This is a genomic window from Candidatus Phaeomarinobacter ectocarpi, assembly GCF_000689395.1.
Classification (GTDB): domain Bacteria; phylum Pseudomonadota; class Alphaproteobacteria; order CGMCC-115125; family CGMCC-115125; genus Pyruvatibacter; species Pyruvatibacter ectocarpi.
Map to the genome: position 1 here is coordinate 2,796,203 of NZ_HG966617.1, position 26,599 is coordinate 2,822,801.

Sequence of the window (26,599 nt, forward strand, 5' to 3'; positions counted from 1 at the left end):
ATTTGGGGGCGCTTACTCATGTTTAATAAGCTTCTGCTGCGTGCTGCACTTGTTGCAGCACCGTTTGCTGCGGTCTTTTTGCCGGCGCTCGCCACGGCTGCGCCCTTGCAAGCGCCCACAGGCATCAACTGCCCTCACAACCCCAATGCCATGGGCAGCGCCCGCACCATTGAGGTGGATACGCGCGGTGGCCCCGACATCGGCACCATGCAATATGCCCGCACAGTCCCGGTCGGACCCAAGGAGCTCGTGCTGACATTTGACGATGGTCCGAACCCGGATCATACGCCAAAGATTCTGGACGCCCTCGACAGGCATTGCATCAAGGCAACGTTCTTCATGGTCGGCCGCTACGCCAAGCTGCGCCCGGACCTCGTGCAGGAAGTCTGGCGGCGCGGCCACACGGTTGCGAGCCACACCTGGTCACATCCGATCCTGTCCAAGATGTCCTACTACAACAGCGTCCGGCAGATTGATCGCGGTGTGAATGCCATCGAAACTGCGCTGGCAGGCACGACCGATGCAAACGGTATCGCAGCTGACGTTGCACCATTCTTCCGGTTCCCCGGTCTCAATCACACCAAGCGCCTGCGCAACTATCTCAGCAAAAAGAATGTGGCAATCTTCTCCTGTGACATCGGCACAGATGACTGGCGCCGCATTTCGCCGCGCACGCTGTACAAACGCGCCCTGCGGATGATTGCGTCCAAAGGATCCGGCGTGGTGATCTTCCACGATACCCACTACCGCACATCCTACATGTTGCCGCAGATCCTCGATGAACTGGCACGCCGCGGCTACACGACCGTTCACATGGTACCCAAGGGGGATGCCCGGCACATGGCGGCTGTGGCCCGTCAATCTCAGGTTCAGGCAGAGCTTGCTATTGAACCGACCATCCCAATGCCGTTAGCACAGGGACGCTCAGGCAGCCCTATTGGGTCAGAGCCAACTGGGCCAGAGCCAACTGGGCCTGAGCCAACTGCGCCTGAAAGTGTCGCCGAAGCATCACACTCCCTGCGGCCGACTGTGGCAAACTAACCTCCGGACACCTCTTGAAGAGCAGCACCATGACCACACGGCGTACCTTCCTGAAATCCTCCGCAGCTGCGGCCGTCGCCACCACAACGCTTGTGGCAGCGCCCGCCATCCTGCGCGCAGAAGCGCCCTACAAGCGCACACTGCGCATGCAGAGCCTCAACTCAGGCGAGAAACTCACAACGACCTACTGGGCCGACGGCGAGTATCAAAAAGGTGCCTTCCAGCGCATTTCCTGGTTCATGCGCGACCTACGCACCAACACCACGACTGACATGTCGCCAGCCCTGATGGATCTCCTGTGGGACATTGACCAACTGACGTCGTCGTCCAAACCCATCTACACAATGTCGGCCTACCGCTCCGAGCGCACCAATGCGTGGCTGGCTGCCCGGTCTACGTCCGTTGATCCCGGCTCTTTCCACCGACTTGGGATGGCCATCGACATCACTCAGGAATTTGGTGATCCGCACGCGGTCTATCGCGCCGCCCGCGAACTCAACCGTGGCGGCGCTGGCTACTACCCCACACGCACCCCCTATGTGCATGTGGATGTTGGACCCGTGGACAGCTGGGTGCACCCGGCAATCGGACGCCGTGATCGCGATGCTGAGTACGAAGCGCAAATTGCTGCGGAAAAAGCAGCCGATGCACCTGCCGAAATGCCACCAGAAACGACAGACAGCTCCAATTCGTAATCTGACCGGTGGCGCCCGCCGGATTGGCAGAAAACCGCAGATTTCAGTCGGTTTTTTGGGATATTGCCCGTGCCGGATGCAAACCCTTCTCGCAAACGCAGCAAATTGACGTCGCGTTCCTCGCAACTGCACTTGCGCATTGCAGCATGGCTACGCGAGAATGTGCCTTCTGGTTAGGCAGATCACGAGTCGATGGATCATCGCCCCGCTGCCAGCCCACCTCGTTCACCAAACCGACGGAAGCGTGACAACGTGGCTAAGAAGCGGTCTTCCGGCAATGAGCCGATCACGATCAAGAAATACGCCAATCGCCGTCTCTACAACACGGCGACGTCCAGCTATGTGACGCTTGATCACCTGGCGGACATGGTGAAGCAGAATCAGGACTTCGTCGTTATTGACGCCAAGACCAGTGATGACATCACCCGGTCCGTCCTCACACAGATCATTTTTGAAGAAGAAGCCAAGGGCGGGCAGAACCTGCTTCCCATCCGCTTCATGCGCCAACTGATCAAATATTACGGCGACAGCCTGCAGGGCGTGGTTCCCGGCTTCCTGGAAATGAGCCTTGAGAATTTTGCCAAGGAACAGGAACGGGTGCGCAACCGCATCGCCAGCGCCGTTGGCGAGGATCGTGTAACAGCCATCGAAGAACAGGTGCGCGAGAACGTGGCAGCGCTTGAAAGCGCTGTGCGCAGCTTGAACCCGTTTGCACCGGCCGCGGAAGATGAAAAGCCTGCCGCGTCTGGCAAGGAAGAAACGGTGCCCGAGCAGGACGTCGCGGAAATGCAAAAGCAGATGGCCGCGATGCAAAAGCAGCTCGACGCCCTCACCGGGTCAAAAAAGAAATAGAATTAGCGCTTAAGCCGTTTCGAGGCTTGCCACATCGGTTTCCCATGGCGGCGTCAACACCGGCTCGCCAAGGAAGAACCCCTGCATGTACTCCACGCCATAGGCGCGCAGGAGTGTGACTTCATCTTCATTGCCAACCCATTCCGCCACCACAGGCAGATTGAAGTTCTTGGCCAGATGAACCAGCGTTTGCACAAACAGCTGGTCGTCACGGCTGCGCACAAGGCCTTTGACGAAGGACCCGTCAATTTTGACCATGTCCACGTCCAGCGCCTTGAGGTTGCGGAACGACGTGTAGCCCGCGCCGAAATCATCAATCGCAACACGACAGCCCAGCTCACGCAGTTCACGGACGAACTTGGCGGATTCTTCCAATTCGTGCAGTGCCACCGTCTCGGTGATTTCCACGATGAGGCGCGTCGCAAGATCACGGCGCGTCGCCACATAGCGACGGATGCTCTCCAGCCAGGTGCCGTCCATGGCTGTCATGCCGGAGACGTTGATCGCAAGTTCCGCCTGCGGGTAGTCCTCAAGCGTCTTGATCGCCATTTCCAGAACGCGCTGATCCACCAGACGGACAAGCCCCAGCTTCTCAGCTACAGGAATGAACTCGCCGGCAGATACCACTTCCCCGTCGGGACGCTTCATCCGCAGCAGGCACTCATGCAGATCAGCTTCGCCGGTCTTCGACGACACGATGGGCTGATAGGCAAGGCACAAGCGGTCTTCATTGAGGGCTGACACAATCTGGTCAGCCAGCTCAACATTCCGGCGGCGACGGGATTCGCGCTGCTCGGACAACTGATAAATGCCATAGGCACCCCGGCGCGTGGCCTTGGCATTGTCGAGAACCTCCTCAGACCGTGACAAAGCTTCCGTCGCATTGCGGGCACACCGCGGAATGGCCACACAGCCAATCGAGACACTCGCGGACACGGGCCCAGAGCCCGTATCAATGACGGTTTCACGTACAGCCTGCATCAGGCGCTCTGCGGTATAGGCCATTTCAGCCTCCCCGCAATTGGTCAGAATGATGCCGAACTTGTTGCCCGCCACACGTCCCAGCGTGTCGCTCTGGCGCAGCTGTGATTTCAGTCTCTGTGAGACGGCCACAATGACCTGATCCGCCACATCAAATCCGTAGGCGTCATTGATGAGCGCCAGATTATCAATGCCCGCCATCATGAAGGCCGCATCGCGATCAAATCGTTCGCTATAGGCAATGGTCTGAGACAGCAGCTCGCGCAGGCGCGTGCGGTTCACATTGCCGGTCAGTTCGTCAAACCGGGCGAGATATCCCAGACGGCGTTCCTGATTTTTCCGTGCGGAAATATTGCGAACGGTACCGACCACCCGGCCGGGACGTCCATTGTCACCCACAAACCAGGAACCACCATCTTCAATCCAGACGGGCTCACTTTGGCCGGGCACGTTAATCGCGTATTCGCAGTCAAAAGCGACGCCGTCGCCGCGATCAGATTTGTCGCTGGTCATGACCGCGTCATAGCGCGACACGCCTGCATCAGGGTCCACCAGCCGCGCGTATGAGCGACCAGTAGAAACATGCTCAGATGTCAGCAGGGCGCGACCTTCAGAAGACCAGACAGCACTGACGCCTTCGCTCCACACAATAGTGTCCGTGGCGATATCCCATTCATAGATGGCAATACCGGCAGCGCTCAGTGCCGTAGCTTGAAGATCATTCGCAAGACTCGCGGTGTCACGTGCATCCCGCACCGACCCTTCGGTGGCAGATGTATTGACCGTCGCACTTCTTGCCTGATCAAACCCGTTGTTACGCATCGTCACGTGTACAGCCCCTGTCAACGCAGGCCCGCCACTCGAAGAACCATTCTGGTCCCTCAATCTTCGGGCAACATTTCGGAAAAGTGACATGCAGCAATTAAAAAAGACGAAACAAGCTGCTCATTTGACATGCTGTCATGACGGTTTTCGGCGGCCAGCACGCTGGCATCGTCCTTGCTCCTTAACGAGGTATGAGGATTGGCCGCACCAGATTTGTTCACTTGCCCCACCGCGTCAGCGCGGTCGCACATGCCCATGGCGTGAACACAAATCCGCAGAAAACAGCGACTTCAAAGCGCGCCGAAACCGAAGCTCAACCCAAGGCTCCCGCAGCACGCGTTCACAATGCGCGTGTCCTATGGCGGGAAGTCCCGGATTGGCACACTCTTCCAGGACATCCGGGTGCCGAAATGAACAAGAGCGCGCGGGCCTATGCGCGCGCAAATGATTTGCACGCAAAGCCTGTTTCAGGCCACCTTGCTGATCAGGTTGCCTGATCCACAGGCCACCTCACACCCTCAATAACCGATTGCCGCGCCGTCTTTACGGGGATCTGATCCGCCCGTAAGCGTGCCCTGCTCCCAATTGATGGCAATGCCCTGCCCGCCACCAAAGGGCGGCACGGCTTCAGCCACCCGATGCCCGCGCGCCGTCAGGCCCTCAAGGGTGGCGGCGGGTAGGCCGCGCTCGATTGCCAGCGTGCCGTCTTCGGTCAGGAAACGGGGAAAATCGATCGCCTCTTGGATGTCCATGCCATAGGCCAGCATGTTGAGCACCACCTGCACATGACCCATGGGCTGGTAGTGCCCGCCCATGACACCAAATGGCATGACAGCTTGTTGATCCTTCACAAGCATGGCTGGAATAATCGTATGCATGGGCCGCTTGTTAGGCGCGATGCAGTTGGGATGGCCGTCTTCAAGTACAAACCCAGCGGCGCGGTTCTGAAACACCACACCTGTCTGCTCGTCCGCGATCGTTGACCCAAAGCCCTGAAACAGCGAGTTGATAAACGACACCGCATTGCGGTCCTTGTCGACAACCGTGAGATACGTGGTGTCCTTATGCGGGTTGTCCTGCGCCATGGGCAGATCAGCAGCACGACCCGGATCAATCTCCGCAGCAATCGCATCCGCAAATGCATCTGACAGCAAATGATCTACCGGCACCTGCGCCTGGTCCATATCGGCCACATACATATCGCGCGCGGCATAGGCCCGCCGGGCGGCTTCCACCTGCAGATGCACCCGTTCGGGTCCATGCGGGTCCAGCCCGTCCACATTCAGGCGATCAAGAATGTTAAGCGCGATCAACGCTGTGATGCCCTGTCCGTTGGGCGGTATCTCCAGCAGCCTGTGGCCACGTGTGTCCGTCGAGATCGGCGTTACGTAGTCAGCGGACGTATTGGCAAAGTCCTCAAGCGTATGCAGCCCGCCCTTGGCCTGCAGCGTCTGCACCATGCGATCCGCAATCTCACCTTCGTAAAACCCGGCACGCCCACGCTCACCAATAGCCCGCAAGGTGCGCCCGAGCGCCGGGCTCTTCCAGATGCTGCCAATGCCCGGCGCTTCTCCCGATGGCAGATAGAGCGCGCGAATGTCCGGATCATTCTTCAATTGCGGGGTCAGAAACATCCAGTCAATGGCAATACGCGGCGACAGGGCAAAGCCCTCTTCCGCAAATGCAATGGCCGGCGCCAGCACCTCATCAAGACCCATGGTGCCGTGATCCGCCAGCAACCTGGCCCAGGCATCAATGGCACCGGGAATGCTGATGGAGTGAACGGAGGTCTCGCCAATTTTGTCGAAGCCCTGCTCGACAAAGTAGTCCCGTGTCGCCGCCGCCGGCGCGCGCCCGGACCCGTTGAGCCCGATCACTTCAGAGGACCCCTTGGGCGCAAACAGCACAAAGCAGTCCCCGCCAATGCCCGTCATCATGGGTTCGACGACACACAGCACCGCACTGGCAGCCACCGCCGCATCCACGGCGTTGCCGCCACGCTTCATGATATCGACAGCCGTCAGCGACGCCTGCGGATGAGACGAGGCGCACATGCCGTTGAGGCTGTGAACCGTTGAGCGTCCAGGACGTTGAAAGTCACGCACCAGCGCCTCCCGCGCCGCCCGCACCAATCCCGCGTGCCTTGGCCGCCTGCACCAGCGACAGCAGGCCAATGGCCATGGCAAGATGGCCCACATCCATCTGGCTGAGCCCAAGGCCCGGCGCAACCCGCATGAGCAGCGGCGTCAGCAGCGCGAATGACAGCGCGGCCGCAATCACCCAGATCGAGGCACGCGGATAGTCTTCAAACTTCCAGGCCGCAACACCAGTCATACCGATGAGCACGACAATCTGAACAAGTGCCGCGAAGTGAATCTGATCTGTAAGAACAGCCACCACATACACAACAACCGGGATGGCCAGACCAATCGTCGTCCAGCGTTCCGGCATGGGCCGCACGAGATGCGACACAATGCCAATCAGGATCGCGCCAAGGCCCACGGAGATGCAAAACAGCAGCACCGTGACATATACCGGTTCGACGATGGGGAAAAACAGCCTCAGCGACGCAAACAGCCCGCCAACGGCAAAGCTCAACAGCCCCACCAGCCAGAAAATCTGTCCGCCCACGGAAGACCCGCGGATTTGGACCACCGCATAGACGCCCGCCCCAAGAAACAATCCGGCAAACAGTGCCGGCGCTACATTACCCATCTAGGTGTCCTTCTCATCCCCGTTCAGCCGCGTATCCAGCAGCAATGCCTTGATGTCGCCAACAGCCCGCTCAAGTCTGTCGAGCCGATGCGCCATCTCATCCAGTCGTTCTAGCACAGGCGCAAGGTCGCTGCCTGCCACGCCTGCCTCGCCCGGTTCACTTGGTATCGGCGTCGATACGCCCGCACGCGACGCCACTTCTTCAGCAGGTGCCTTGAGGAACTGCGCCATGCCACGCACCTCATCAACCGATAGCTCCCGCTGATCCTTCCAGACCGCCGCCAGCTCGATCAGCGGCATGCCGATGGCATCCGCCAGATCATTTGGCGTCCGGCCCATATCGTTGAGCCGGTCCGTGAACCACTTCTGGTCGAAAAACAGCGCCATCTATCCGCCTAGCGCCCTTTGAACTGCGGCGCCCGCTTTTCAAGAAAACTGGCAACCCCCTCTGAATGGTCTTCAGTCTGAAACAGCTTCCCCAACGTGCCTGAAACCCAGCCGCCAAGCGCCTGATAGTCCTGACCGGCAGATATCCGCAAACCCTCTTTCATGTAGCGCAGGGCAAGCGGTGCATTCTCCGCAATACGTCCCGCCAGGTTGCGCGCCTCATCCATCAAAGTGTCATGCGCCACCACCCGGCTGAGAATACCGATGCGCTCTGCTTCATGGGCATCAACCACATCACCTGTAAACAGCAATTCAGCCGCCTTTGATGCACCCACGAGGGACGGCAGGCGACCAAGGCCGCCAATGTCGGAGATGAGCCCGCGCTTGATGAATATCTCGCCCATCTGCGCCCTCTCGGAGCCAATCCGAATATCCGCAAACAACGCCAGCTCCATGCCCCAGCCAACTGCCGGGCCGTTCACCGCGGCGATGACCGGCCTGTCACACTCAAGCACTGCCATGGCGGCAGGTGTCGGTTTGGGTCGTACGGATGTGAGCCTTGCAACGCTTGCGTCCTTCTGCTCCCCCGTCATCATTTCCTTGACGTCTTCACCGGCACAAAAGGCCGGGTCCGCGCCGGTGACGATCACGCACCGCACGTCGCTATCTGCCTGCGCAGCTTGAAATGCTTTTTCGAGTTCGTCATAGGCCTGACGGTTCAGTGCATTACGCCGCTGAGGTCTGTTCAGCATCACCGTCGCAACGTGATTTTCAACCGTGTACTGAACGGTTTCAAAGCGTGAAGGATCAATCGCCATGATACGTGCCTGACCCTTGCCTATCGGGCCGTGAAGTCAGGAATCTGATCGCCGAGCTCGCCAATGGCGTCACCCCTGGCAGACCCAAGGGTCGTGCCGCCATCGCAATCAATGATGGTGCCGGTGACATAGCGTGAGGCTTCGCTGCTCAACCACATGCAGGTCTCGGCAATGTCCGTCTTGGTGCCATATTCGCGCAGCGCGATGGAACTGATGATGGCTTCTTCGGCTTCCGGCGTTGGCGCAAGACGGCGCATCCCTTCCGTATCCGCAATCGGGCCGGGTGATACCGCATTGACGCGCACGCCACCAGGACCCCATTCAAGCCCAAGGCACTTCACCAGCATATTGATGCCCGCCTTCGCAGCGCACACATGCGCCTGGAACATGGCCGGCTGCACCGCCTGCGGTGCCGTTATCGCCACCAGCGAGGCACCGGGACGCTTGAGATAGGGGAAAGATGCCCGCAGCACATTGAATGTACCGATCAGATCAATGTCGACCACGACCTTGAAGCCGTTGGAAGACATGCCAAGCGCCGGCGCCACAAAGTTGCCAGCCGCACCCGACAGCACGAAATCAATCTCGCCATATTCTTCCTTGGCCTTTTTGAGCGCACCATCAACGCTCTCAAAGTCGCGCACGTCGCACGCCATGCCAAACGCCGTGCCGCCTTCGTCCGTGATGCTCTTGACCGCATCCTGAATCTTGTCGTGACTGCGTGATATCAGAACGACCTTCGCACCCTCCTGAGCAAAGCGCTGCGCCACACCCAGATTGATGCCTGAAGACGCGCCCGCAAAGAATGCCACTTTGTTTTTCAGCAGGTTCTCGCGAAATACATCACTCATGTCGTGTTCTCCCTCAGGCCCCAGCAGGGCACAAATTTCGTTGCCATTCATCCGCGCAAGAGACGTCAAAAACCATGCATGGCTGGTTCTCAATGGACATGCGCCGCACGCCCCTTAAATGCGGTATTGTTACCCATCAGCAAAGCAACTGCATGCGCCCAGCGCAAGGTTGAACCCGCGCAATTGCCCGCTTCAGGCCAAATCAACGGACACCTCACCTGTCGTCAGCCCAACCAGATCAAACGCCCCACCTCTCGGCATCCGCCATATGGGAAAGGGTGACACTGCCCACCGGCATCCGCCCGGCAGATATCTTTGCGCCGGTTGCCGACAGGCCCTTCGCGCAGTTGCTGGACTGGCAGGGGTCTGACGATATTGCTTACATCCTGATGGACCCTGCGGAAACGTTGACCATCACACTGGGTAAACTTGATTCCCGGACCCGCGGCGGTGCCTTCCGGCGCCTCGATGCCGCGCTTGAGGCATGGAAGCAGGACCATTCATTTGTGCCCCGCAAAACACCTGTCCCCTTTGCCGGTGGCGCTGCCGGGTTCTTTGCCTATGAGCTTGCCCATGATCTTGAGCGCCTGCCGCATCCCAAAGGAATGGATCAGGACACCCCGGTCCTGACAGTCGGCTTCTATGACGCCGTCCTCGCCTGCCCCCAGGATGCGAATAAGGATGCGGATCACGCATTCGTTCTGTCGCCATGGGACACTCCTGTCACGCAGGACCGCAGAGCAGCCTTGAAGGCCTTGATTGAAACGGCCTCACGGTCGCGCGCACCTGCAACCAGACCCTGCAGCGACCCGGAGGCCACCATTGACCCCGATGCCTATCGCAAAAGCGTCGCGCGGGTCATTGAACTCATCCACGCAGGCGACATTTTCCAGGCCAATCTGGCACAGCGCTTTGATTCCAGTTTGCCGGCGGACGTCACGCCATTCGATATCTATCAGCGGTTGGCGGGCGATGCGCCCGCCCCGTTTTCAGCACATCTTACGCTGCCCGACCGCACGCTGGTGTCATCGTCACCCGAGCGGTTCCTGAAAATCACCCCTGAAGGTCACGTCCGCACAGAACCCATCAAGGGCACCCGCCCGCGCGGCGAGACAGACGCACACGATACAGCATTGGCAAACGACCTGATGAACAGTGCCAAGGACCGCGCTGAAAACATCATGATCGTCGATCTCCAGCGCAATGACCTTTCACGCACCTGCGCGGACCATTCCGTGAAGGTCGAAGCCCTGTGCGAGCTGCATTCATTTGAAAACGTGCATCACCTGATTTCAACAGTCACCGGCACGCTGCGGACCGATGCATCATCGCTTGACTGCTTGGCCGCTTGCTTCCCCGGCGGCTCCATCACGGGCGCACCCAAAGTGCGCGCCATGGAAATCATCGCTGACGAAGAGCCCCACAGCCGTGGTGCCTATTGCGGTTCCATCGGCTTCATCGGGCTGGACGGTGCCATCGACACGTCCATTGCCATCCGGACACTGACAATCACCGGCAGACAGATCACCTATCACGCAGGCGGCGGCATTGTTGCCGACAGTGATCCGCACGATGAGTATGACGAGACCATCACCAAGGCCAGCGCAATGAAGGCCGCTTTGATGGGTAGCGCATCCTCATGATTCTGGTCATCGACAATTACGACAGCTTCGTTTTCAACCTCGCCCGCTATGTGCGCGAGTTAGGCGATGCTGTTGAGGTCGTCAGAAACGACGCCATCACCGTCGATGAGGCACTGGCCATGGCGCCCGCGGGCATCATCATTTCACCCGGCCCCTGCGGACCGGACGAAGCCGGCATCTCAACACCACTCGCGCGTGCAGTCATTGCCGACGGCATTCCCCTGCTCGGCGTATGCTTGGGCCACCAGTGCCTAGTAGCAGCCTGCGGCGGCGAGGTCATCCGCGCCGACCGCCCCATTCACGGTCAGGCATCAACAATCACCCATCATGGACAAGACGTCTTTGCGGATTTGCCGTCTCCCATGCAGGTGGGTCGCTACCATTCGCTGATTGCGGGCGCACATGTCCCCGACGATCTGGCGGTGACGGCGCAGTTGGCAGACAACCCGGACACCATCATGGCGGTAGCGCATAAGACTGCCCCTGCTTTCGGCGTGCAGTTTCATCCTGAAAGCGTGCTGACCGACCATGGTCATGCGCTGATAAACAATTTCTTGAACTATACAGCCCGCTCTACCACCGAGCGATTTGCGCAACCGGCCCAATAGGAGCCTTCCATGTCCATTCCGCGCATCTGGCTCAACGGCGCGCTCGTCCCGGCCGATGAAGCGCGCATCGCCCCAACGGACCGCGGCCTGCTGCTTGCCGACGGCCTGTTTGAAACACTGCTCGCCCGGGCAGGCCGCATCATCCGCCTCGACCGGCACCTCATGCGCCTGCTCGAAGGGGCAGCGGTGATGCAGATAAAGCCACCCTATGAGAGCCGCACTCTGCGTGCGGCCGCCCGCGAAACCCTCGAGGCAAACGGCCTCGCAACCAATGATCGCGCCAGCCTGCGCATGACGCTCACCCGAGGCCCCGCCGGCCGTGGGCTGGCATTGCCACAAGATCCGACACCGACCCTGATGATCTCCGCTGCCGCCGCACCGGCCCCACCCGCTGGCCTGTCCGTCATGGTCAGCAGCGTCAGCAAGCTGGCCACCAGCCCCGCAAGCCCGCTCAAGACACTGAACTACACCGACAACGTGATGGCGCGCATGGAAGCGGACGCAGCAGGCGCCGACGAAGCGCTCATGCGGTCCGCCGACGGCGGCATCGCCTGCGCCACCATCGGCAATGTCTTTGTGGTGAAGAACGGGTCTGTGACAACGCCGCCTGACGACGGGTCAATCCGTGCAGGCATCACCCGCAATGACATACTGGCACTTGCACGCGATGCAGACCTGAGCGTGTCCGAAGCCGACATCAGCATGGAGACCCTCAAGGCTGCGGACGAAGTCTTCCTGACCAACAGCCTCTGGGGCATCTGCCCTGTGACCACCGTCGACGGTACAGCGCTTCCTGCGGGGCCCATTACAAAAAAACTTGCCCAGGCACTCGAAGAGGCCTGGGCAAGCGATGTCGTCTAGGAATGTGCGTGGCGGTTACTCGCCGACGGCAAAGTCCCGGCGCGCGGTTGTGATGGTTACCGAGAACCCGGCCACCACGTCCAGCAAGGCAAGCGCTGTAATGAAGAAGAATGTCGATGTTGCCGCTTCCGGCACAATGATGAATTCGACCAGGCACAGCACAAAGACGAGCATCGACAGCCCGTGATTGACGATCGAGGACTGCGATGTGCCCGTGGCGCGCACAATCTCGATGAACAGCAGTACCAGCCCGACTACCAGGAACAGGTCAGAGACGGTGAACGTCCAGACTGCGCCCGACACCATGTCGAGTGAGAAAAGCTGCGTGGCCAGATCAGGCCCGGTGATGAAAACCACCACGTTGTAGGCGATCAGCAGAAGCAGCAGCAGCGGAATAATAGCAAACATGTGGGTCGTCCCCCGGATCCGTTAGATGGGCGCAGCCAGTAGGGTGTTCCTGGACTGGCGTAGTGCCCGTGTTTTAAGTGGCCCCTGGAAAATACGTACCATAGGCCACCACAATCCCTCGCGTGGTTCAAAGAGGTACAGTTAAAATACGGCACAGCCGTGACGCGTACGCCTCACCTGCGAATCCTGAAAACATGAGAACAAAACAAGAAAAGGGGCCCCGAGGGACCCCTTGAACCTGTCATTTTTGGCTGAAAGCCTAAAGAAACGCAGCTTATGCGTCGTCTTTTGGCTCCAGAACCTGACGGCCGCGATACATGCCGCTCTTCAGGTCAATGTGGTGCGGACGGTGAAGTTCACCGGAATCCGGGTTTTCCACATAAGCCGGCTGCCCAAGGGCGTGATGGCTCCGACGCCAGCCGCGACGAGCCTTTGTTACTCTACTTTTGGGAACCGCCATGGGATCTGCCTCAGTCTTATGTTGTCGTGGCTGCCTGCCCCCCGTAAAGGTAACATCCAGGGCAAGGAAGCGCGCCAGTTCTTTAAAAAAAGTGCGAGGCCCGAGCCGCTTTTCAGCGCCGGGCCAGTTCAAGTTGCGAGGGTATACATGAAGACGCGGGCCAGTGCAAAGGGGGATTCAGCGCATTTGGCTGCTGATATCCCAGCGCCCTCCCAATCGGCCCCTGCCCCGTCCGGCCCGCGCCTGCTGTTGGCCGCCAATCAACTGGACTCGTTCTTCAACCATCGTCTTCCCATAGCCAAAGCCGCCCAGACCGAAGGCTGGGACGTGCATGTGGCCATCAACGAGGCCGATCAGGCCCGGGAAATGGACACCAACGGCTTCACCTTCCACCCCTGGCCCCTCGCCAGAAGTTTCGCGTCGCCCGCCCGTGAACTGGAAACCCTGACCAGCCTTAACCGACTGGTCCGAGCCCTGAAACCCGATATTGTTCACGCCTTTACCCTGAAACCAGCCCTCTATGCAGCTCTTGTTTCCCGGTGGCAGAAACAGGCCACCGTGATGTCCGTGACCGGCGTCGGCTCCTTCTTTCTGGGACAGGGCACCAAAGAGCAGGCTATTCGCATCGCGCTCACTACCGCCCTGAGAGCGGCCCTTGGCAGCAAGCGGCAAATGGCCATCGTCCAGAACCCGGATGATCAGGCCCTCGTCACGACCCGTTTTGGCGTCCCCGCCGCATGGACCCGCCTCATTCCCGGCTCCGGGGTCGACCTTGTGCAGTTCTCACCCACACAAACGCCTGCCCCACCGCCCGTGCAGATCGTCCTGGCCGCCCGCATGCTGGCCGACAAGGGCGTGCGCGAATTTGTGGATGCGGCCCGGCAGCTCTCAGGCGAAGGACTGAACGCACGATTCGTGCTTGCAGGTGGCCTGGACCCTGCCAACCGGTCCGCCATCACGGAGACCGAGCTGAATAGCTGGCAGGCAGAGGGGTCTGTGTCGTGGCTCGGCCAGGTGGAGGACATGGCTGCTCTTTATCGTGATAGCCATATCGCCTGCCTGCCGTCCTATCGCGAAGGCCTGCCAAAGGCGCTACTGGAGGCGGCAGCCTGTGGCCTGCCCTGTGTCACCACCGATGTACCTGGCTGCCGCGACGCTATTATCGCTGGTGAAACCGGACTACTGGCGCCGGTGCGCGATGCAAACGGACTGGCAGACGCGCTTCGACGCCTCATCACCGATGCAGCCTTGCGGAAAAAGATGGGCACTGCCGGTCGCGCCTTCATTTCCAAAGGGCATTCCAACGAGGCCATCGCCTCGGCCGTGCTGGAAACCTATGCGCTGCTCGGCGCACGCGCCTGACGCCTTAACCGGCAATCGCTGTCCGCACGCTCTCGATGATCCGGTCCTGCGTCGCTTCATCCAGATACGGATGCATGGGCAGGCTCAGAACATCGGCCGCCAGCGCATCACATACCGGTAGCCCGCCGGGACCGGTCGGGTAGTGCTTGTAGGCTGTCTGTTTGTGCAGCGGGATCGGGTAATAGACCTGAGTGGGAATGCCAGCATCCTGACATCGCGCCCGCACCGCATCGCGGTCCGCGACCCGAAGCGTGTATTGCGCCCAGGCTGACTTGGCCGCATTGCCCACAAAGGGAACTGTTGCAACGTCTTCAAGCGTTGCATTGTATCGCTCGGCAATCCGCTGCCGTGACACAAGCTCCTCTTCGAAGATCGCCAGTTTCTCAAGCAGGATTGCCGCCTGGATCGTATCAAGGCGGCCATTCATGCCGATGCGCACATTGTCGTACCGGTCGGCGCCCGCCCCATGGTTGCGCAGTGACCGAATGTGATCCGCCATATCGGCATCATCCGTAAAGATCGCACCCCCATCGCCGTAGCAACCAAGCGGCTTGGCCGGAAAAAAGCTGGTCGTTGCCGCGTCCCCAAGAGACCCCACCCGTTTGTCCGCCAGCGCTCCGCCGTAGCTCTGGGCCGCATCCGCCAGCAGGAACAGGCCTTCGGCATCACAGATGTCCTTGAGCGCCGGGTAGTCCGCAGGCTGACCAAACAGATCCACCGCAATCACACAGGCAGGTTTCAGGCCCTGTTCCCTGGCAGTCGCTATCGAGGCTTCAAGATGTCGAGGGTCCATGTTGAAGGTCTTCGGGTCCACATCCACAAACACCGGCGTTGCCCCCAGCCACGCAACTGCTTCCCCTGTCGCAATGAAGGTAAAGGCGGGCACGAAGACCGCATCTCCCGGCCGCAGTCCGCGCGCCATCAGCACCAGCCCAAGGGCATCGGTACCACTGGCACACCCGATGACGTGCTCAGACCCGCTGAATGTGCCCAGCTGCGCCTCAAGTTCGAGGATTTCCGGCCCGTTGATGTACATCCCATGGTCCAGAACCTTGGCAATGGCGACATCTACCTTGTCGCGAATGCGGGCCTGCTGGGCACCAAGGTCAATAAAGGCAATCGGGTCACTCATTGGGCGCACTCACAATCGGATCCAGACAATAGCTGATATCAGCACTTACCGGTCCCAAGCCCCGCCCGCAACCTGCACGACAGCCGGGCGCCAAATTCACCATCAATCCCCCTGTGGACTTGCTTTTTTCCAGCGGCCCTTGCAAAGACAGCAGGCATATATTCCCGCACATGGGACCATTTCCAGAAGGACGCCGAGATGGCGAAACCAGCCGAGCTTCCCGCAGAGATCTCAGGCCTCCGCCCTGCCGTCATCGGCATAGGGTATGTGGGCCTGCCGGTCGCGGTTGCCTTTGGCCATGCTCGCCCGACAATTGCATTCGACGTCAATCCAAAGCGCGTTGCCGACCTGACCGCAGGGCATGACGAAACCCGCGAAGTTGAGCCCGATGAGCTAGCCGCCGCCTCTCAGCTGACATTTGCCTCCAACCCCGATGATCTGGCGAGCGCCAACTTTTTCATCGTCACCGTGCCAACGCCCATCGATGCCTTCAAACGCCCGGACCTGTCCTATCTTGAACGGGCCAGCGAAACGGTCGGCAAGGTCCTCAAGCGCGGCGACATCGTTGTCTATGAATCGACCGTGTTTCCCGGCGCCACTGAAGAGCACTGTGTGCCTGTGCTGGAAAAAGTGTCCGGCCTTAAATTCAATGAGGACTTTTACTGCGGCTACAGCCCCGAACGCATCAATCCCGGCGACAAGAAGCATCGCCTCGCTGACATTCAAAAGGTCACCTCAGGCTCAACGCCACAGGCCGCAGATCTGATTGACGCGCTTTACAGCAGCATCATCACGGCAGGCACTTTCAAGGCCTCGTCCATTCGCGTGGCAGAAGCCGCCAAGGTGATTGAAAACACCCAGCGCGACGTCAACATCGCCCTGGTCAACGAACTTGCCGTTCTGTTCCAGCGCCTTGGCATCGACACGGAAGAAGTGCTGAAGGCCGCAGGCACCAAATGGAACTTCCTGCCGTTCCGCCCCGGCCTTGTCGGCGGCCACTGCATCGGTGTTGATCCCTACTACCTGACCCACAAGGCGCAGGAAGTAGGTCATCACTCGGAAATGATCCTGGCCGGACGCCGCATCAATGACGGCATGGGCGACCATGCGGGCCAACTGGTGCTCGACGCGATGATCTCCAAGGGTACAGCACCCGCCAGTGCCCGCGTGCTGATGCTGGGCGTGACCTTCAAAGAAAACTGCCCGGACATCCGCAACACCCTTGTGGCCCGCACGATTTCCTATCTGCAGGCCCGCGGCGTGACCGTGGACGTGCATGACCCCTGGGTTGACGCTGAAGAGGCCCGCAAGGAACTCGGCCTTGATCTGGTTGAGGCCCCGGAAAAAGGCGCTTATGACGCCGCCGTTCTTGCGGTCGCCCACGATGCCTTTGAACAAATGGGTGCCAAGGGTGTGAAGGAATTCCTCAAGCCCGCTGGCATTCTTGCCGATCTAAAATGGGCCTTTGACGCAAACGACACCGACACCCGGCTTTAACGCAACGACCACTCCAGACAGGACACATCATGACTTGGCTCGTCACCGGCGCTGCCGGCTTTATCGGTTCTCACGCAGCCCATGTGCTGCTCGATCGGGGCGAAACCGTTGTCGGTCTGGACAATCTCAACGACTATTATGACGTGCGCCTGAAAGAAGCCCGGCTGGAACGTCTCGCCTCCCGTGATGGTTTCACTTTCCACAAGGCCTCTTTGGAAGACAAACCGGCCCTCACCAAAATCTTCGAGCAGCACAATATCAAGAAGATCATCCACCTCGCGGCACAGGCCGGCGTGCGCTACTCCATCGAAAATCCGGACGCGTATATCCAGGCCAACATCATTGGCTTCCAGCACATGATCGACCTGGCCAAAGAAGCAAAGGTCGAGCATTTCGTCTATGCGTCCTCAAGCTCCGTTTACGGATCAAACGAAAAAATGCCGTTTGCAACGGCAGACAGCGTGGACCATCCCGTCAGCCTCTACGCAGCCACGAAAAAAGCCAACGAGCTGGTGGCACATACCTATTCACACCTCTATGGCCTGCCAACGACCGGTCTACGGTTCTTTACGGTCTATGGCCCCTGGGGCCGCCCGGACATGTCGCTGTTCCTGTTCACCCGCAAGATCATTGCAGGCGAACCAATTGACGTGTTCAACCACGGCAAGCACCGCCGCGACTTCACGTACATTGACGACATTGTGGACGGCGTCATCCGCGTTGCCGACAACACACCGACGCCGAACCCGGACTACGACCCGCTTTCAGGCGATCCCGCCGCGAGCCACGCGCCCTACCGTGTCTACAACATCGGCAACAACAAGCCCGTTGAGCTGATGACATTCATCGAGACAATCGAAAAACATCTGGGTCTTGAAGCCAAAAAGAACTTCCTGCCGCTCCAGCCCGGTGACGTGCCTGCCACCTACGCAGACATCGAACCCCTGCGCCGCGACACAGGCTTTGAGCCTCGCACGTCGATTGACGAAGGCATCGGCAACTTCATCGACTGGTACCGCACATTCTACAACTAGAGTGCGTGCCTAGTGCTCATACAAAGCCGCAAACCGGTCAACACACACATCCATCGAGAATGACTGTTCAATATGTGCCCGTGCCCGGGCACCCAAAGCCGCCCTCTCGCCCGGCGACATCTGTGCAATAGCAGCAATTGCAGCGCTCAGCGCCATGGGGTCTTCCGCAGGCACGACGCGCCCGCAGTCACCGACGATCAGCGGTACGTCCCCCACATCTGTGGCAACAGCAGGCAGGCCCGCCGCCATGCCTTCCGCCACCGCATTGGGAAAACCTTCGCTCTTCGACCCCAGAACAACCATGTCGCAGGCAGAGAGAATCTCCGGCACATCGCGGCGCATCCCCAAAGTGACATGCTGACCCGCATCCAGTGTATCCGTGCCCGTCCCCACGAACACACCCGTGACGCCGCCAGCATGATCCAGAGCCGCGATAGTCCCCGGCAGATCCTTTGCCGGATCGTTGCGCGCGATGACGGCAGCAACAACAGTTGCGTCATTCAACCCGAGAGACGCCCGCATGGCTGCGCGCGCGTCAGGCATCGGCCGGAATTTCTGTGTATCAATCCCATTCTGGATGACCGTCAGCCTGTCCGGCGCAAAGCCCAGATTTTGATGGGCCTGACGGCCCGCGTCGCTGTTGAAGACCACCGCTGCGGGTCGGCGGGACAGCCAGGCACCAAGCTTCACGACCAGACGTAAACTCCAGCCATAATCAGCCGGGTCCATTTCAACTGACCGGATGTTCCAGATGAGTTTGGCGCTAGGTGCCGCGACAGACTTGACCAGCGCTGCGACAAGGTTTGCGTGATAGAGCCATCCCTGAACTACGTCAGGCTCGAACGCCTTCATGCACCGCGCCAGCCGCAGAAGACCTCGCGGGTCAGGCACGCCACGGGACATGCCAAGCTCATGCACCACAAAGCCCGCATCCCGCAGGGTGGTGGCATGGTCGCCGCCGTCCACCATCACGGCGATTTCCTGCTCGACACCCCGCGCGCGCAGTTTTGGCGCCAGCCCGGCCAGAAACCCTTCCGTGCCGCCACGGTCCAGTGATGTTATGACGTGCAGGACGCGGCGACTGGACATGAAATCTCTATCGTTTCTCTTGAGCCTCTAGGTGCTTACCCCTAAGAAATCCTGCGCGCAACGGCGCCCCGCAATCGGACACTGACGACGTGAGTGCAAAAAAGCCCAATCTGATGTTTCTGATCCGCAGCCTGGAAACAGGCGGCGCGGAGCGTCAGCTTGTGGCGCTGGCAAATGGTCTGGCCGACAATGGCTGGACCATCAGCGTTGTGACCTACTATCCCGGCGGCGACCTTGAAGAGACCCTTTCTCCCAAAATCGGGCGTCACGACCTGGGCAAAACAAGCCGCTGGCACCTCATCGGCCCGCTGCGGACCTATCTGTCACTCATCCGGCGCATCCGTCCGCAAGCTGTGCACAGCTACATGGACAGCGCCAATCTCCTGGCCGCAGCGCTTAGGCTTTTTGCACGCCCCCACAAGCTCATCTGGGGCATTCGGACGTCCGACATGCGTGATGGCCATCAGGATGCGTTGCAAAAGCTGTTGTTCCGCCTGGAAACACGCCTGTCGCGGTCCGCGGACCTGATCATCGCCAACTCCCAGACGGGCCTCGCCTTTGCACAAAGTCAGGGTATCAGCACCTCCAACGGCATCGCCATCCGCAACGGCATAAACACCGACCGGTTCAGCCGCGACGAACAGGCCGGAACAGCCCTGCGCACACGGCTCGGCATTACAGCCGACGCACCTGTCATCTCCATCGTTGCCCGTCTCGACCCGGTCAAGGGACATGGTGTTCTGCTGGACGCTTTCGCCACCCTGAATGACCCGAAGGCGCATCTGATCATCGCAGGCGGCGGCCCTGATGCGCTGAGAAACAGCCTCGAGGCACAGGCCGCTACCCTTGGCCTGGCAAACCGCGTCCACTTCCTGGGAAATGTGTCAGACACACAGGCCGTGTACAGCGCCAGCGATATTGCTGTCCTGTCATCGCTCTATGGCGAAGGCACGCCCAATGCGCCCGCCGAGGCCATGGCCTGTGGCACACCCTGTGTGGTGACAGAATTGGGTGATGGGCCGTTCGTGGTCGGAGACACCGGCGAGACCGCACCACCTGGCGACGCGCAGGCGCTTTCATCAGCGCTTGGACGTCTGTTGGGTCGGGTAAAGTCAGAGCCGGACCTGCGCCATCGCACACGCGCCCGCATCGAAGAAGAACTGTCCGTATCAAAACTGATTACGGACACTCAGGCAGCCATCGAATCCACGTTGGACAAGCAACCGCTATCGGTTCTCTGAAGTAAATCTGTCGAGCATGTCGCTGACGCTCATGGGCGCGTAGCCATACTCGTTCTGGGCCCGCGAACTATCGATGAGGAACGTCCGCAGCTCCCGGTCGCCGACGCTGATCTCAGACGTCGTGTTCAGGCCTTGCGCAAGCCGCGCCACCACATCACGCACAACCATATCGCCGCCGGCGCCAACTGCTGTCATGTGCGCGCCTGTGCGGTCGCCTGACAACCAGCCAAAAATCATCTGCGTCAGGTCTTCTATGTGGCAGGCGTTGTTGAACCGCACATCCGGGTTCACATAACTCAACGGCAACCCAGCCTTGAGCTTGCGCACACACTCCGACAGCCAGTTGCGCTTCGACCCCGGGCCAATCACTGCGGGCAGACGAATGGAAAGCGATGGAAGCGTGTCACGCACATCCTCCAGCAATCGCTCGCCCAGCAGCTTGGTCAGTCCGTAGGCATCCGGATTGACCGACGGCGTCGCGTCGCTGACCACATCATCGGCAACGTCTCCGAAGGCGGAAAAGGAAGAAAAGAAAACAAATGCCTTGGCCTCACAAGCCAGCGCATGCCGGACCAGAGCCTGCGTAGCAGCCACATTGTCACCGAGCATCTGATCAACCGTGATGCCATCCCAGATGGACGTTGCAGCCGCATGCACAACCGCATCCATCGCAGGCAATTCATCGCCGGCAGCAAGGTCCGCATGCACAACGGAAAACCGGGACGCAGCGTCTGTTTCATCAGGCGGTGTTACCGGACTGGACCGGGTGAGGGCCACGACGTCCAGACCCAGAGCAGCAAGCCGCCGGGCGGCATAGCCGCCGGCAAACCCACCTGCTCCGGTGACCAGCACCTTCATGATGCGGCCTTTCGCGAAAGGGCTCTAGGCAACCTGCTCAAGAATGAGCGGTACCGAGATGCCGTGCGCGGCCAGAAGGTCGTCCTGGCTGCCATAGTTGTGAATGAACTCGTCCTTGAGCGTGAAGGTGTGCAGCTTGCACTTGGCCTGCACATCCCAGGCAATCTGTTTCACTCGAGAGGACAACCCGCCCTCAGGCACGTGATCTTCAACCACGATGACCTGATCATGACCGTTGAGCGCTGCCTCAATGCCCGGACGGTCCAGCGGCTTGATCGTGTGAGCGGAAACAACCGACACAGACTTGCCCTTGGCCTCCAGTTCCTTGGCCACTTCCATAGCCTTGGCCATGATCGTGCCATAGGCAAGGATGCAGACATCCGTGCCCTTCTGGATGTAGCGGATTTTGCCGAACTCGAATTTGTCCACAGCTGTGTCCGTGAAAGTGGGCTCGCCCGCCTTGCCGATGCGCAGATAGACCGGGCCTTCCTTCTGGTAAGCGCAATAGCGTGTCGCTTCCACAAGTTCCGCCGGGTCGCACGGTGCCAGCACACGCATGTTGGGAATGGCACTCGCCACCGCAACATCTTCCATCGTGTGGTGCGTACCGCCCAGCGTTGAATAGATAACGCCTGCGCCCATGCCGACAATCGTCACCGGCAGGTTCTGGTAGCCCAGATCATCCCGCACCATTTCAAAGGGGCGATACAGCGTGAACGTTGCGATGGTGTAGGCAAACGGCTGGCAGCCCTTGAGCGCCAGACCGGCACACATGCCGATCATCGTCTGCTCGGCCACACCCACATTGATGAAGCGGTCTGGATGGTTGGTCTGAAAATCCATCATCGGACCGGCAGGCGAAATGTCTGCCACCACAATGTAGATGTCAGGGTTTTCGCTGGCGCACTCAAAGAGTGTCTGTGAGAACATATTGCGCATTAGTTGGCCTCGTCGATCTCGCGGATCGCCTGCTTGTATTCCTCGGGATCAGGCGAGCGGTAATGCCACATGGGCACGCTCTCCATATAGGACACGCCTTTGCCCTTGGTTGTCTTGCAGTTCACCAGCAAAGGCTTGTCGCCTGAGCGGTTCTGCACAGCATTGAAGATCGCTTCGCTGTCATGGCCGTCTACTTCAACAGCCTCCCAGCCAAACGCCTGGTACTTTTCAACAACCGGGTAGAAGCTGGGATGCGTGTCCGTGGTGAACGTCGCGCTCTGCATATTGTTGTTGTCGATGAAAGCCACGAGGTTCGACACACCAAGCGACGACGCCATCAGCGTTGCCTCCCAGGTGGAACCTTCCTGCACTTCACCGTCAGACATCACCGTGTAGATCGTGCCGTTGGTGCCGCGGGTTTTCTCCGCATACGCCATACCCAGCGCCATGCCCATGCCGTGGCCCAGCGAACCGGTCGAGGCTTCAATGCCTGGATTGCCATAATCCGGGTGCACCCCAAGTATGCCGTGCGGTGTGCAATAGCCCCGCAGATGCTCCTCGGTGAGGATGCCAAGATCCACAAGCAGCATGACCTGAATCATGTAGCCGTGCCCCTTGGACATCAAGAAAGTGTCCGGCGCGTCGTCGCCTACAGGGTTACCATTGGGGCCTGGACGCATCAGATTGTAGTAGATGCAATCCACGATTTCGGTGGACGAAAACGCACCACCCACATGGAGCGCGGTCACATACTGCGTCATGTCGAGGATGCGCTTGCGATGCCGCTTGCAGCGATCCTTCGCAGCAGCCACATCGAACGCGTTTTGTTCAGTTGCGGTCATTCGGTTTCCGTGTCCTCTCCAAGGATCAGCGTCCAGTAATAGTCGCCCTTGTATCCGGCTTCGTCGAAGATGGCTTTCCACTCATCGGGATACCCGTAGGTATAGGCCGTGAGAACCCAGTCCTCGAAAATCTCTTTTTCTTCCGGCGTGCGGTAGCTGTCCACCTGCACATAGGCCTTGTTGTCCCGCGCCACGCGCTGAATTTCGGACAACGCATTAATGAGCTGCGGCCGCTTCAGATTGTGCAGCGTGTTGAGGCAGATCACAGCATCAAAGCTGTCGTCTGGAAACAGCAGCGGGTCATTGAGGTCGTGCTGATGCAGGCGTCCCACCACTTCCGGTTCGCAGTTCATCATCGCGTAACCCGAAATGTCGGAGCCAAAGGCCTGGATGCCCGGCTCTGCAATCATGAAGTCCTTGACCAGAAACCCCTTGGCGCAGCCAAGATCCAGCACCCGGTCGCCCGGCTTCAGGTTCCAGTGCGCAATCATGTCCTTGGCAATGGGGACCCAGCGACCGTCGTAGCGGTAGCCGCCATAGCCGACTTCACGGGGGCCGTCGAAATACTCTTCGCCATATTCCCGCGACAGGGCGATCAATTCATCCGTCTTTGCGGACGCGCGCTTTTCAATGTTGCGCTTCTTGCGCGGAAAGGCGCTTAGGAGATTGACTTCAGCCATGAGGTTTCCGGTTCCGGTAGTGGGTGTCAGCAGTCGGTTTCATTCAGCAGGTGCAATATCTTATGGCTGCTGGGCATTCAAGGCGGGGGTCACTTTAAGCCGCTCGGCAATATGTTCAGCCACCAGCTTGTTGCCGGCATTGGACATGTGCCCAAAAATCCGGTTCTCGTCATGCATCACGAACAGGCCACGATAGGCATCCATGTCGCGCAGGCCGATATCCTTTTGCGGCTGCCACATATCCAGGGTCTCGATGCCGGCCGCCTCGGCGCATTCAATCACCTCAACCGCATGGGGCTGGCGTTCGACGATATCAATCGCGGCGCGCCCGCCGAACTGCATCACGAACAGCAGGCGCACATTCGCAGCATCCAGGTCATCCTGAAGCTTTTCCAGAAGCTTGCAGCTGACCGCGACCGGGTCATTGTCCGCGGCCACATAGCTGGTCTGGGACCGGGCCCAATGAGTGCCAAGATCAATACGTTCCGAAACGAAGGTCACCAGATAGGAATACCCGAGCACGCTGAGCCCGCCGACTTCCTCAGCCTTGCCCGTGAACAGCGGCACAGGATCATAGTGCCGCACCAGTTCACCATTCTCGACTGTGAACCACGGCTTGTTTGACCCCGCATACGTCCGGTAGCCACTCCGCAGGATGTCATCCTGAAAAAACGACACCACAACGGTCTTAGGCTCAACAACTGGCAGCAGATCATAGACGCGGCGGACGATCTGGTCGGTGGCCCAGCCACCAACACCACCATTCACCACGGGTGTCCCCAGCAACTGCTCAAGCTGTGCCGGCCAAGTGTACTTGTTGCCCACTTCCGAGCCTGCCGTGAACGAATCGCCGGACGCCAGAATGCCGCCTTTCGGCAAGGGCTTGATCTCAAAGTCGTTCATGCGCACGCCATGCGCACCGGTCGTAAGCGACACGCCTTCGGGCTCGTCGGGTTTGCCCGGCATATTGGGAGCAAGCACCCACCCCACATCAGGATGGTAGACATTGGCCGTTTGGGTCCGCAGCAAGGCATGCCGCTCGGCAGTGATATTCCGCAACGGCCAGAAATCAACGCCGTCCATCACCCGGACTGCGGCTTCCAGGATCACCAGCCCGACAAGAACCGATGCCAGAACCAGCCCGGAATTGCCAAGGATCGTCCTGAAGGCCACCCACCTGCTGGACTCTTTGTCGGGCTTACCGACATACGCGATGACGAACAACACACACGCGACCACGACCAATCCGGCCATCAACAAGACAGTGGTGGTGCGTGACCAGCCAAAGGCGAGGAACAGATAAAAAGCTTCCGTCAGCCCAAGACCCAGCGGCTCCGCAAATATTGCCGAAAGTGTGAGGAGGACAGCAAGGACGACAAGCGCCACCGAGGCAATGGCAAGTCCGGGAAGTTGCCACCCAATGGCGTGCCAGAGGGTCAAAACCCGCGCGCGCGCACGTTCAAACGCTTCAGCAATCGTCTCCACCGGTGTCCCCCGACCCCAAATAGCTGATTTTATTGACCCAACCGCCATTGCTGCATTGCATTGCCGCCATGTGCCGGGTACATGAGCGGGTCTTACGAAATGGAGAGCAGAGGCGCAAGCAAATGAGCCACGCAGAGAACTTTTTTAAGCTGGCCGCAGACATCGCTCTGGGCCTTCCGGCAGCAGACGTTGATCGCATGGCGCAAGAGCTTGCAGACCTGCGTGAACGCGGCGGCCGCCTCTTTATTCTCGGTGTCGGCGGCAGCGCAGGCAATTGCAGCCATGCCGTCAATGACTTCCGCAAGCTCTGCAATGTCGAGGCCTATGCGCCGGTCGACAATGTGTCCGAGCTTACAGCCCGCGCCAATGATGAAGGCTGGGATACGATCTTTGATGCCTGGATGAAAGTCAGTCGCGCCAATGAGAAAGACGCGATTCTGGTTTTCTCAGTCGGCGGCGGCAACAAAGAGAAGAACATCAGCCCGAACATCGTCAAAGCTGTAGATCTCGCCAAGGAATTGGGCATGAAGATCTTTGGCGTGGTTGGCAAGGACACAGGCCACACCGCCAAGCACGGCGATATCGTAGTTGTGGTTCCCAACCCTGACCCTGATCTGGTCACCCCGCACTCAGAAGCTTTCCAGGCCGTGGTCTGGCATTGCCTCGTGTCGCACCCGGCTTTGCAGGTCAAATCAACCAAGTGGTAGCAGGACCAGCCGGTTCTGAGCTCAGGCGGGCCGTTTTCCTCGATCGGGACGGCATTATCAACGAGTCCGTTGTCCGCAATGGCAAACCCTATCCGCCCGCCACGCTTGAGGATGTCGTCATCCTGCCTGGCGTGAAGGACGCGTTGGAGCGCCTCAAGGCAGCCGGCTACCTCACCATCATTGCAACCAACCAGCCAGATGTGACCACAGGGAAACAGTTGCAGTCGGTTGTGGACGCCATTCATGACATGATGCGCGAAACGCTGGCGCTGGACGATATCCGCGCCTGCTTTTGCGTTGAAGGGCCTGATTGCCCATGCTACAAGCCAAAACCTGGCCTCCTGACCGAAGCGGCAAAAGACTGGAAAGTCGAATTAAAACAAAGCTTTATGGTCGGAGACAGGTGGCGTGATGTTGGCGCTGGACAGGCGGCAGGCTGCACCACCTTCTTTGTGGACTATGGCTATCATGAAGACCTCACTTTCACTCCTGACTTTACGGTTTCGGGGCTGAGCGAGGCGGCAGACATTATTATTTCCGGGCGCGCCGACTGAATTTCAGCTATCGCACCGTTGAAACTTGAAATTG

General features: G+C 59.4%; 28 protein-coding genes. 12 read left to right on the plus strand and 16 right to left on the minus strand.

The features are described from left to right. The first annotated feature begins 18 nt into the window (after window positions 1-18). From BN1012_RS13365 to phaR, 3 genes are all read left to right on the plus strand, one after another. On the plus strand, window positions 19-1,041 hold the full coding sequence (locus tag BN1012_RS13365) for a polysaccharide deacetylase family protein (protein WP_052535329.1): 1,023 nt from the start codon (window positions 19-21) through the stop codon (window positions 1,039-1,041). A 29-nt stretch (window positions 1,042-1,070) separates the two neighbouring features. Further along, complete coding sequence (locus tag BN1012_RS13370; protein ID WP_052535331.1) at window positions 1,071-1,736, plus strand: peptidoglycan L,D-endopeptidase MepK; 666 nt, start codon at window positions 1,071-1,073, stop codon at window positions 1,734-1,736. A gap of 252 nt (window positions 1,737-1,988) precedes the next feature. After that, window positions 1,989-2,588: a polyhydroxyalkanoate synthesis repressor PhaR gene (gene phaR / locus BN1012_RS13375; protein ID WP_043951103.1), complete on the plus strand. Its 600-nt coding sequence runs from the start codon at window positions 1,989-1,991 to the stop codon at window positions 2,586-2,588. A 9-nt stretch (window positions 2,589-2,597) separates the two neighbouring features. Here the strand turns inward: phaR and BN1012_RS13380 are convergent, their stop codons facing one another. The 7 genes from BN1012_RS13380 to BN1012_RS13410 form a co-directional block, all read right to left on the minus strand. Next, window positions 2,598-4,391 (minus strand): putative bifunctional diguanylate cyclase/phosphodiesterase, encoded by a 1,794-nt coding sequence (locus BN1012_RS13380; protein WP_052535334.1) that lies wholly within the window; start codon window positions 4,389-4,391, stop codon window positions 2,598-2,600. Between the two features lie 59 nt (window positions 4,392-4,450). Beyond that, on the minus strand, window positions 4,451-4,651 hold the full coding sequence (locus BN1012_RS17660; RefSeq protein ID WP_043949979.1) for a hypothetical protein: 201 nt from the start codon (window positions 4,649-4,651) through the stop codon (window positions 4,451-4,453). A 261-nt stretch (window positions 4,652-4,912) separates the two neighbouring features. Further along, window positions 4,913-6,499 (minus strand): gamma-glutamyltransferase, encoded by a 1,587-nt coding sequence (gene ggt, locus BN1012_RS13390; protein ID WP_043951105.1) that lies wholly within the window; start codon window positions 6,497-6,499, stop codon window positions 4,913-4,915. Continuing rightward, window positions 6,492-7,109: a hypothetical protein gene (locus BN1012_RS13395; protein ID WP_043949980.1), complete on the minus strand. Its 618-nt coding sequence runs from the start codon at window positions 7,107-7,109 to the stop codon at window positions 6,492-6,494. The genes ggt and BN1012_RS13395 overlap by 8 nt, the downstream gene beginning before the upstream one ends. Then, on the minus strand, window positions 7,110-7,496 hold the full coding sequence (locus BN1012_RS17070; RefSeq protein WP_052535337.1) for a hypothetical protein: 387 nt from the start codon (window positions 7,494-7,496) through the stop codon (window positions 7,110-7,112). It lies immediately after the preceding gene. An 8-nt stretch (window positions 7,497-7,504) separates the two neighbouring features. Continuing rightward, window positions 7,505-8,314 carry an enoyl-CoA hydratase/isomerase family protein gene (locus BN1012_RS13405; protein WP_043949981.1) on the minus strand — a complete coding sequence of 270 codons (810 nt, stop codon included), beginning with the start codon at window positions 8,312-8,314 and terminating at the stop codon, window positions 7,505-7,507. A gap of 20 nt (window positions 8,315-8,334) precedes the next feature. Continuing rightward, on the minus strand, window positions 8,335-9,165 hold the full coding sequence (locus BN1012_RS13410) for an SDR family oxidoreductase (protein WP_043951107.1): 831 nt from the start codon (window positions 9,163-9,165) through the stop codon (window positions 8,335-8,337). 278 nt (window positions 9,166-9,443) lie between these two features. Between BN1012_RS13410 and pabB the strand changes: the two genes are divergently transcribed. From pabB to BN1012_RS13425, 3 genes are read left to right on the plus strand one after another with little or no spacing between them, the layout of a single operon-like run. Further along, complete coding sequence (pabB, locus tag BN1012_RS13415) at window positions 9,444-10,808, plus strand: aminodeoxychorismate synthase component I (RefSeq protein ID WP_052535339.1); 1,365 nt, start codon at window positions 9,444-9,446, stop codon at window positions 10,806-10,808. Further along, window positions 10,805-11,416: an anthranilate synthase component II gene (locus BN1012_RS13420; RefSeq protein WP_043949983.1), complete on the plus strand. Its 612-nt coding sequence runs from the start codon at window positions 10,805-10,807 to the stop codon at window positions 11,414-11,416. Before pabB ends, BN1012_RS13420 begins: the two co-directional genes overlap by 4 nt. Before the next feature lie 9 nt (window positions 11,417-11,425). Continuing rightward, window positions 11,426-12,277, plus strand: coding sequence for an aminotransferase class IV (locus tag BN1012_RS13425; protein WP_043949984.1), 852 nt, complete (start codon window positions 11,426-11,428; stop codon window positions 12,275-12,277). A gap of 15 nt (window positions 12,278-12,292) precedes the next feature. Here BN1012_RS13425 and BN1012_RS13430 read toward each other — a convergent pair whose 3' ends face one another. Both BN1012_RS13430 and rpmF read right to left on the minus strand, forming a co-directional pair. Further along, window positions 12,293-12,685: a hypothetical protein gene (locus BN1012_RS13430; RefSeq protein WP_043949985.1), complete on the minus strand. Its 393-nt coding sequence runs from the start codon at window positions 12,683-12,685 to the stop codon at window positions 12,293-12,295. A gap of 274 nt (window positions 12,686-12,959) precedes the next feature. Then, complete coding sequence (gene rpmF / locus BN1012_RS17565; protein WP_043949986.1) at window positions 12,960-13,145, minus strand: 50S ribosomal protein L32; 186 nt, start codon at window positions 13,143-13,145, stop codon at window positions 12,960-12,962. Between the two features lie 186 nt (window positions 13,146-13,331). Between rpmF and BN1012_RS13440 the strand changes: the two genes are divergently transcribed. Next, entirely contained in the window at window positions 13,332-14,507 is a 1,176-nt protein-coding gene (locus BN1012_RS13440) for a glycosyltransferase family 4 protein (RefSeq protein ID WP_171815977.1), read from the plus strand. A gap of 4 nt (window positions 14,508-14,511) precedes the next feature. Here the strand turns inward: BN1012_RS13440 and BN1012_RS13445 are convergent, their stop codons facing one another. Next, window positions 14,512-15,639 carry a DegT/DnrJ/EryC1/StrS family aminotransferase gene (locus BN1012_RS13445; protein ID WP_043949987.1) on the minus strand — a complete coding sequence of 376 codons (1,128 nt, stop codon included), beginning with the start codon at window positions 15,637-15,639 and terminating at the stop codon, window positions 14,512-14,514. A 198-nt stretch (window positions 15,640-15,837) separates the two neighbouring features. On the opposite strand from BN1012_RS13445, the gene BN1012_RS13450 reads away from it, so the two are divergent. Then, window positions 15,838-17,136, plus strand: coding sequence for a nucleotide sugar dehydrogenase (locus tag BN1012_RS13450; RefSeq protein WP_043949988.1), 1,299 nt, complete (start codon window positions 15,838-15,840; stop codon window positions 17,134-17,136). 29 nt (window positions 17,137-17,165) lie between these two features. Further along, window positions 17,166-18,170 (plus strand): NAD-dependent epimerase, encoded by a 1,005-nt coding sequence (locus BN1012_RS13455; protein WP_043949989.1) that lies wholly within the window; start codon window positions 17,166-17,168, stop codon window positions 18,168-18,170. A 9-nt stretch (window positions 18,171-18,179) separates the two neighbouring features. On the opposite strand, the gene BN1012_RS13460 is transcribed toward BN1012_RS13455, so the two are convergent. Further along, window positions 18,180-19,259 (minus strand): glycosyltransferase, encoded by a 1,080-nt coding sequence (locus tag BN1012_RS13460; RefSeq protein WP_043949990.1) that lies wholly within the window; start codon window positions 19,257-19,259, stop codon window positions 18,180-18,182. Window positions 19,260-19,348: 89 nt separating this feature from the next. On the opposite strand from BN1012_RS13460, the gene BN1012_RS13465 reads away from it, so the two are divergent. Further along, the gene (locus tag BN1012_RS13465; RefSeq protein WP_052535344.1) at window positions 19,349-20,500 is read left to right on the plus strand and encodes a glycosyltransferase; all 1,152 of its coding nucleotides are present in this window, start codon (window positions 19,349-19,351) and stop codon (window positions 20,498-20,500) included. Here BN1012_RS13465 and BN1012_RS13470 read toward each other — a convergent pair. Genes BN1012_RS13470 through BN1012_RS17075 form a run of 5 tightly spaced genes read right to left on the minus strand, consistent with a single transcriptional unit; the run spans window position 20,486 to window position 25,304 of the window. Next, on the minus strand, window positions 20,486-21,358 hold the full coding sequence (locus BN1012_RS13470) for an NAD-dependent epimerase/dehydratase family protein (protein ID WP_043949991.1): 873 nt from the start codon (window positions 21,356-21,358) through the stop codon (window positions 20,486-20,488). The two genes, BN1012_RS13465 and BN1012_RS13470, sit on opposite strands and share 15 nt — an antisense overlap. 24 nt (window positions 21,359-21,382) lie before the next feature. After that, window positions 21,383-22,297 (minus strand): transketolase family protein, encoded by a 915-nt coding sequence (locus tag BN1012_RS13475; RefSeq protein ID WP_043949992.1) that lies wholly within the window; start codon window positions 22,295-22,297, stop codon window positions 21,383-21,385. After that, window positions 22,297-23,139: a transketolase gene (locus BN1012_RS13480; protein WP_043949993.1), complete on the minus strand. Its 843-nt coding sequence runs from the start codon at window positions 23,137-23,139 to the stop codon at window positions 22,297-22,299. Before BN1012_RS13480 ends, BN1012_RS13475 begins: the two co-directional genes overlap by 1 nt. Then, entirely contained in the window at window positions 23,136-23,819 is a 684-nt protein-coding gene (locus BN1012_RS13485; protein ID WP_043949994.1) for a class I SAM-dependent methyltransferase, read from the minus strand. The genes BN1012_RS13480 and BN1012_RS13485 overlap by 4 nt, the downstream gene beginning before the upstream one ends. A 60-nt stretch (window positions 23,820-23,879) precedes the next feature. Next, window positions 23,880-25,304 carry an SGNH/GDSL hydrolase family protein gene (locus BN1012_RS17075; RefSeq protein WP_052535346.1) on the minus strand — a complete coding sequence of 475 codons (1,425 nt, stop codon included), beginning with the start codon at window positions 25,302-25,304 and terminating at the stop codon, window positions 23,880-23,882. 122 nt (window positions 25,305-25,426) lie between these two features. Here BN1012_RS17075 and BN1012_RS13495 point away from each other — a divergent pair, with 122 nt between their 5' ends. Together BN1012_RS13495 and BN1012_RS13500 are read left to right on the plus strand one after the other, a co-directional pair. Then, a complete protein-coding gene (locus tag BN1012_RS13495) occupies window positions 25,427-26,011 on the plus strand; it encodes an SIS domain-containing protein (RefSeq protein ID WP_043949995.1) in 585 nt (194 codons plus the stop codon). Then, window positions 26,005-26,565 (plus strand): D-glycero-alpha-D-manno-heptose-1,7-bisphosphate 7-phosphatase, encoded by a 561-nt coding sequence (locus BN1012_RS13500; RefSeq protein WP_043949996.1) that lies wholly within the window; start codon window positions 26,005-26,007, stop codon window positions 26,563-26,565. Before BN1012_RS13495 ends, BN1012_RS13500 begins: the two co-directional genes overlap by 7 nt. The last annotated feature ends 34 nt before the right edge of the window (window positions 26,566-26,599 follow it).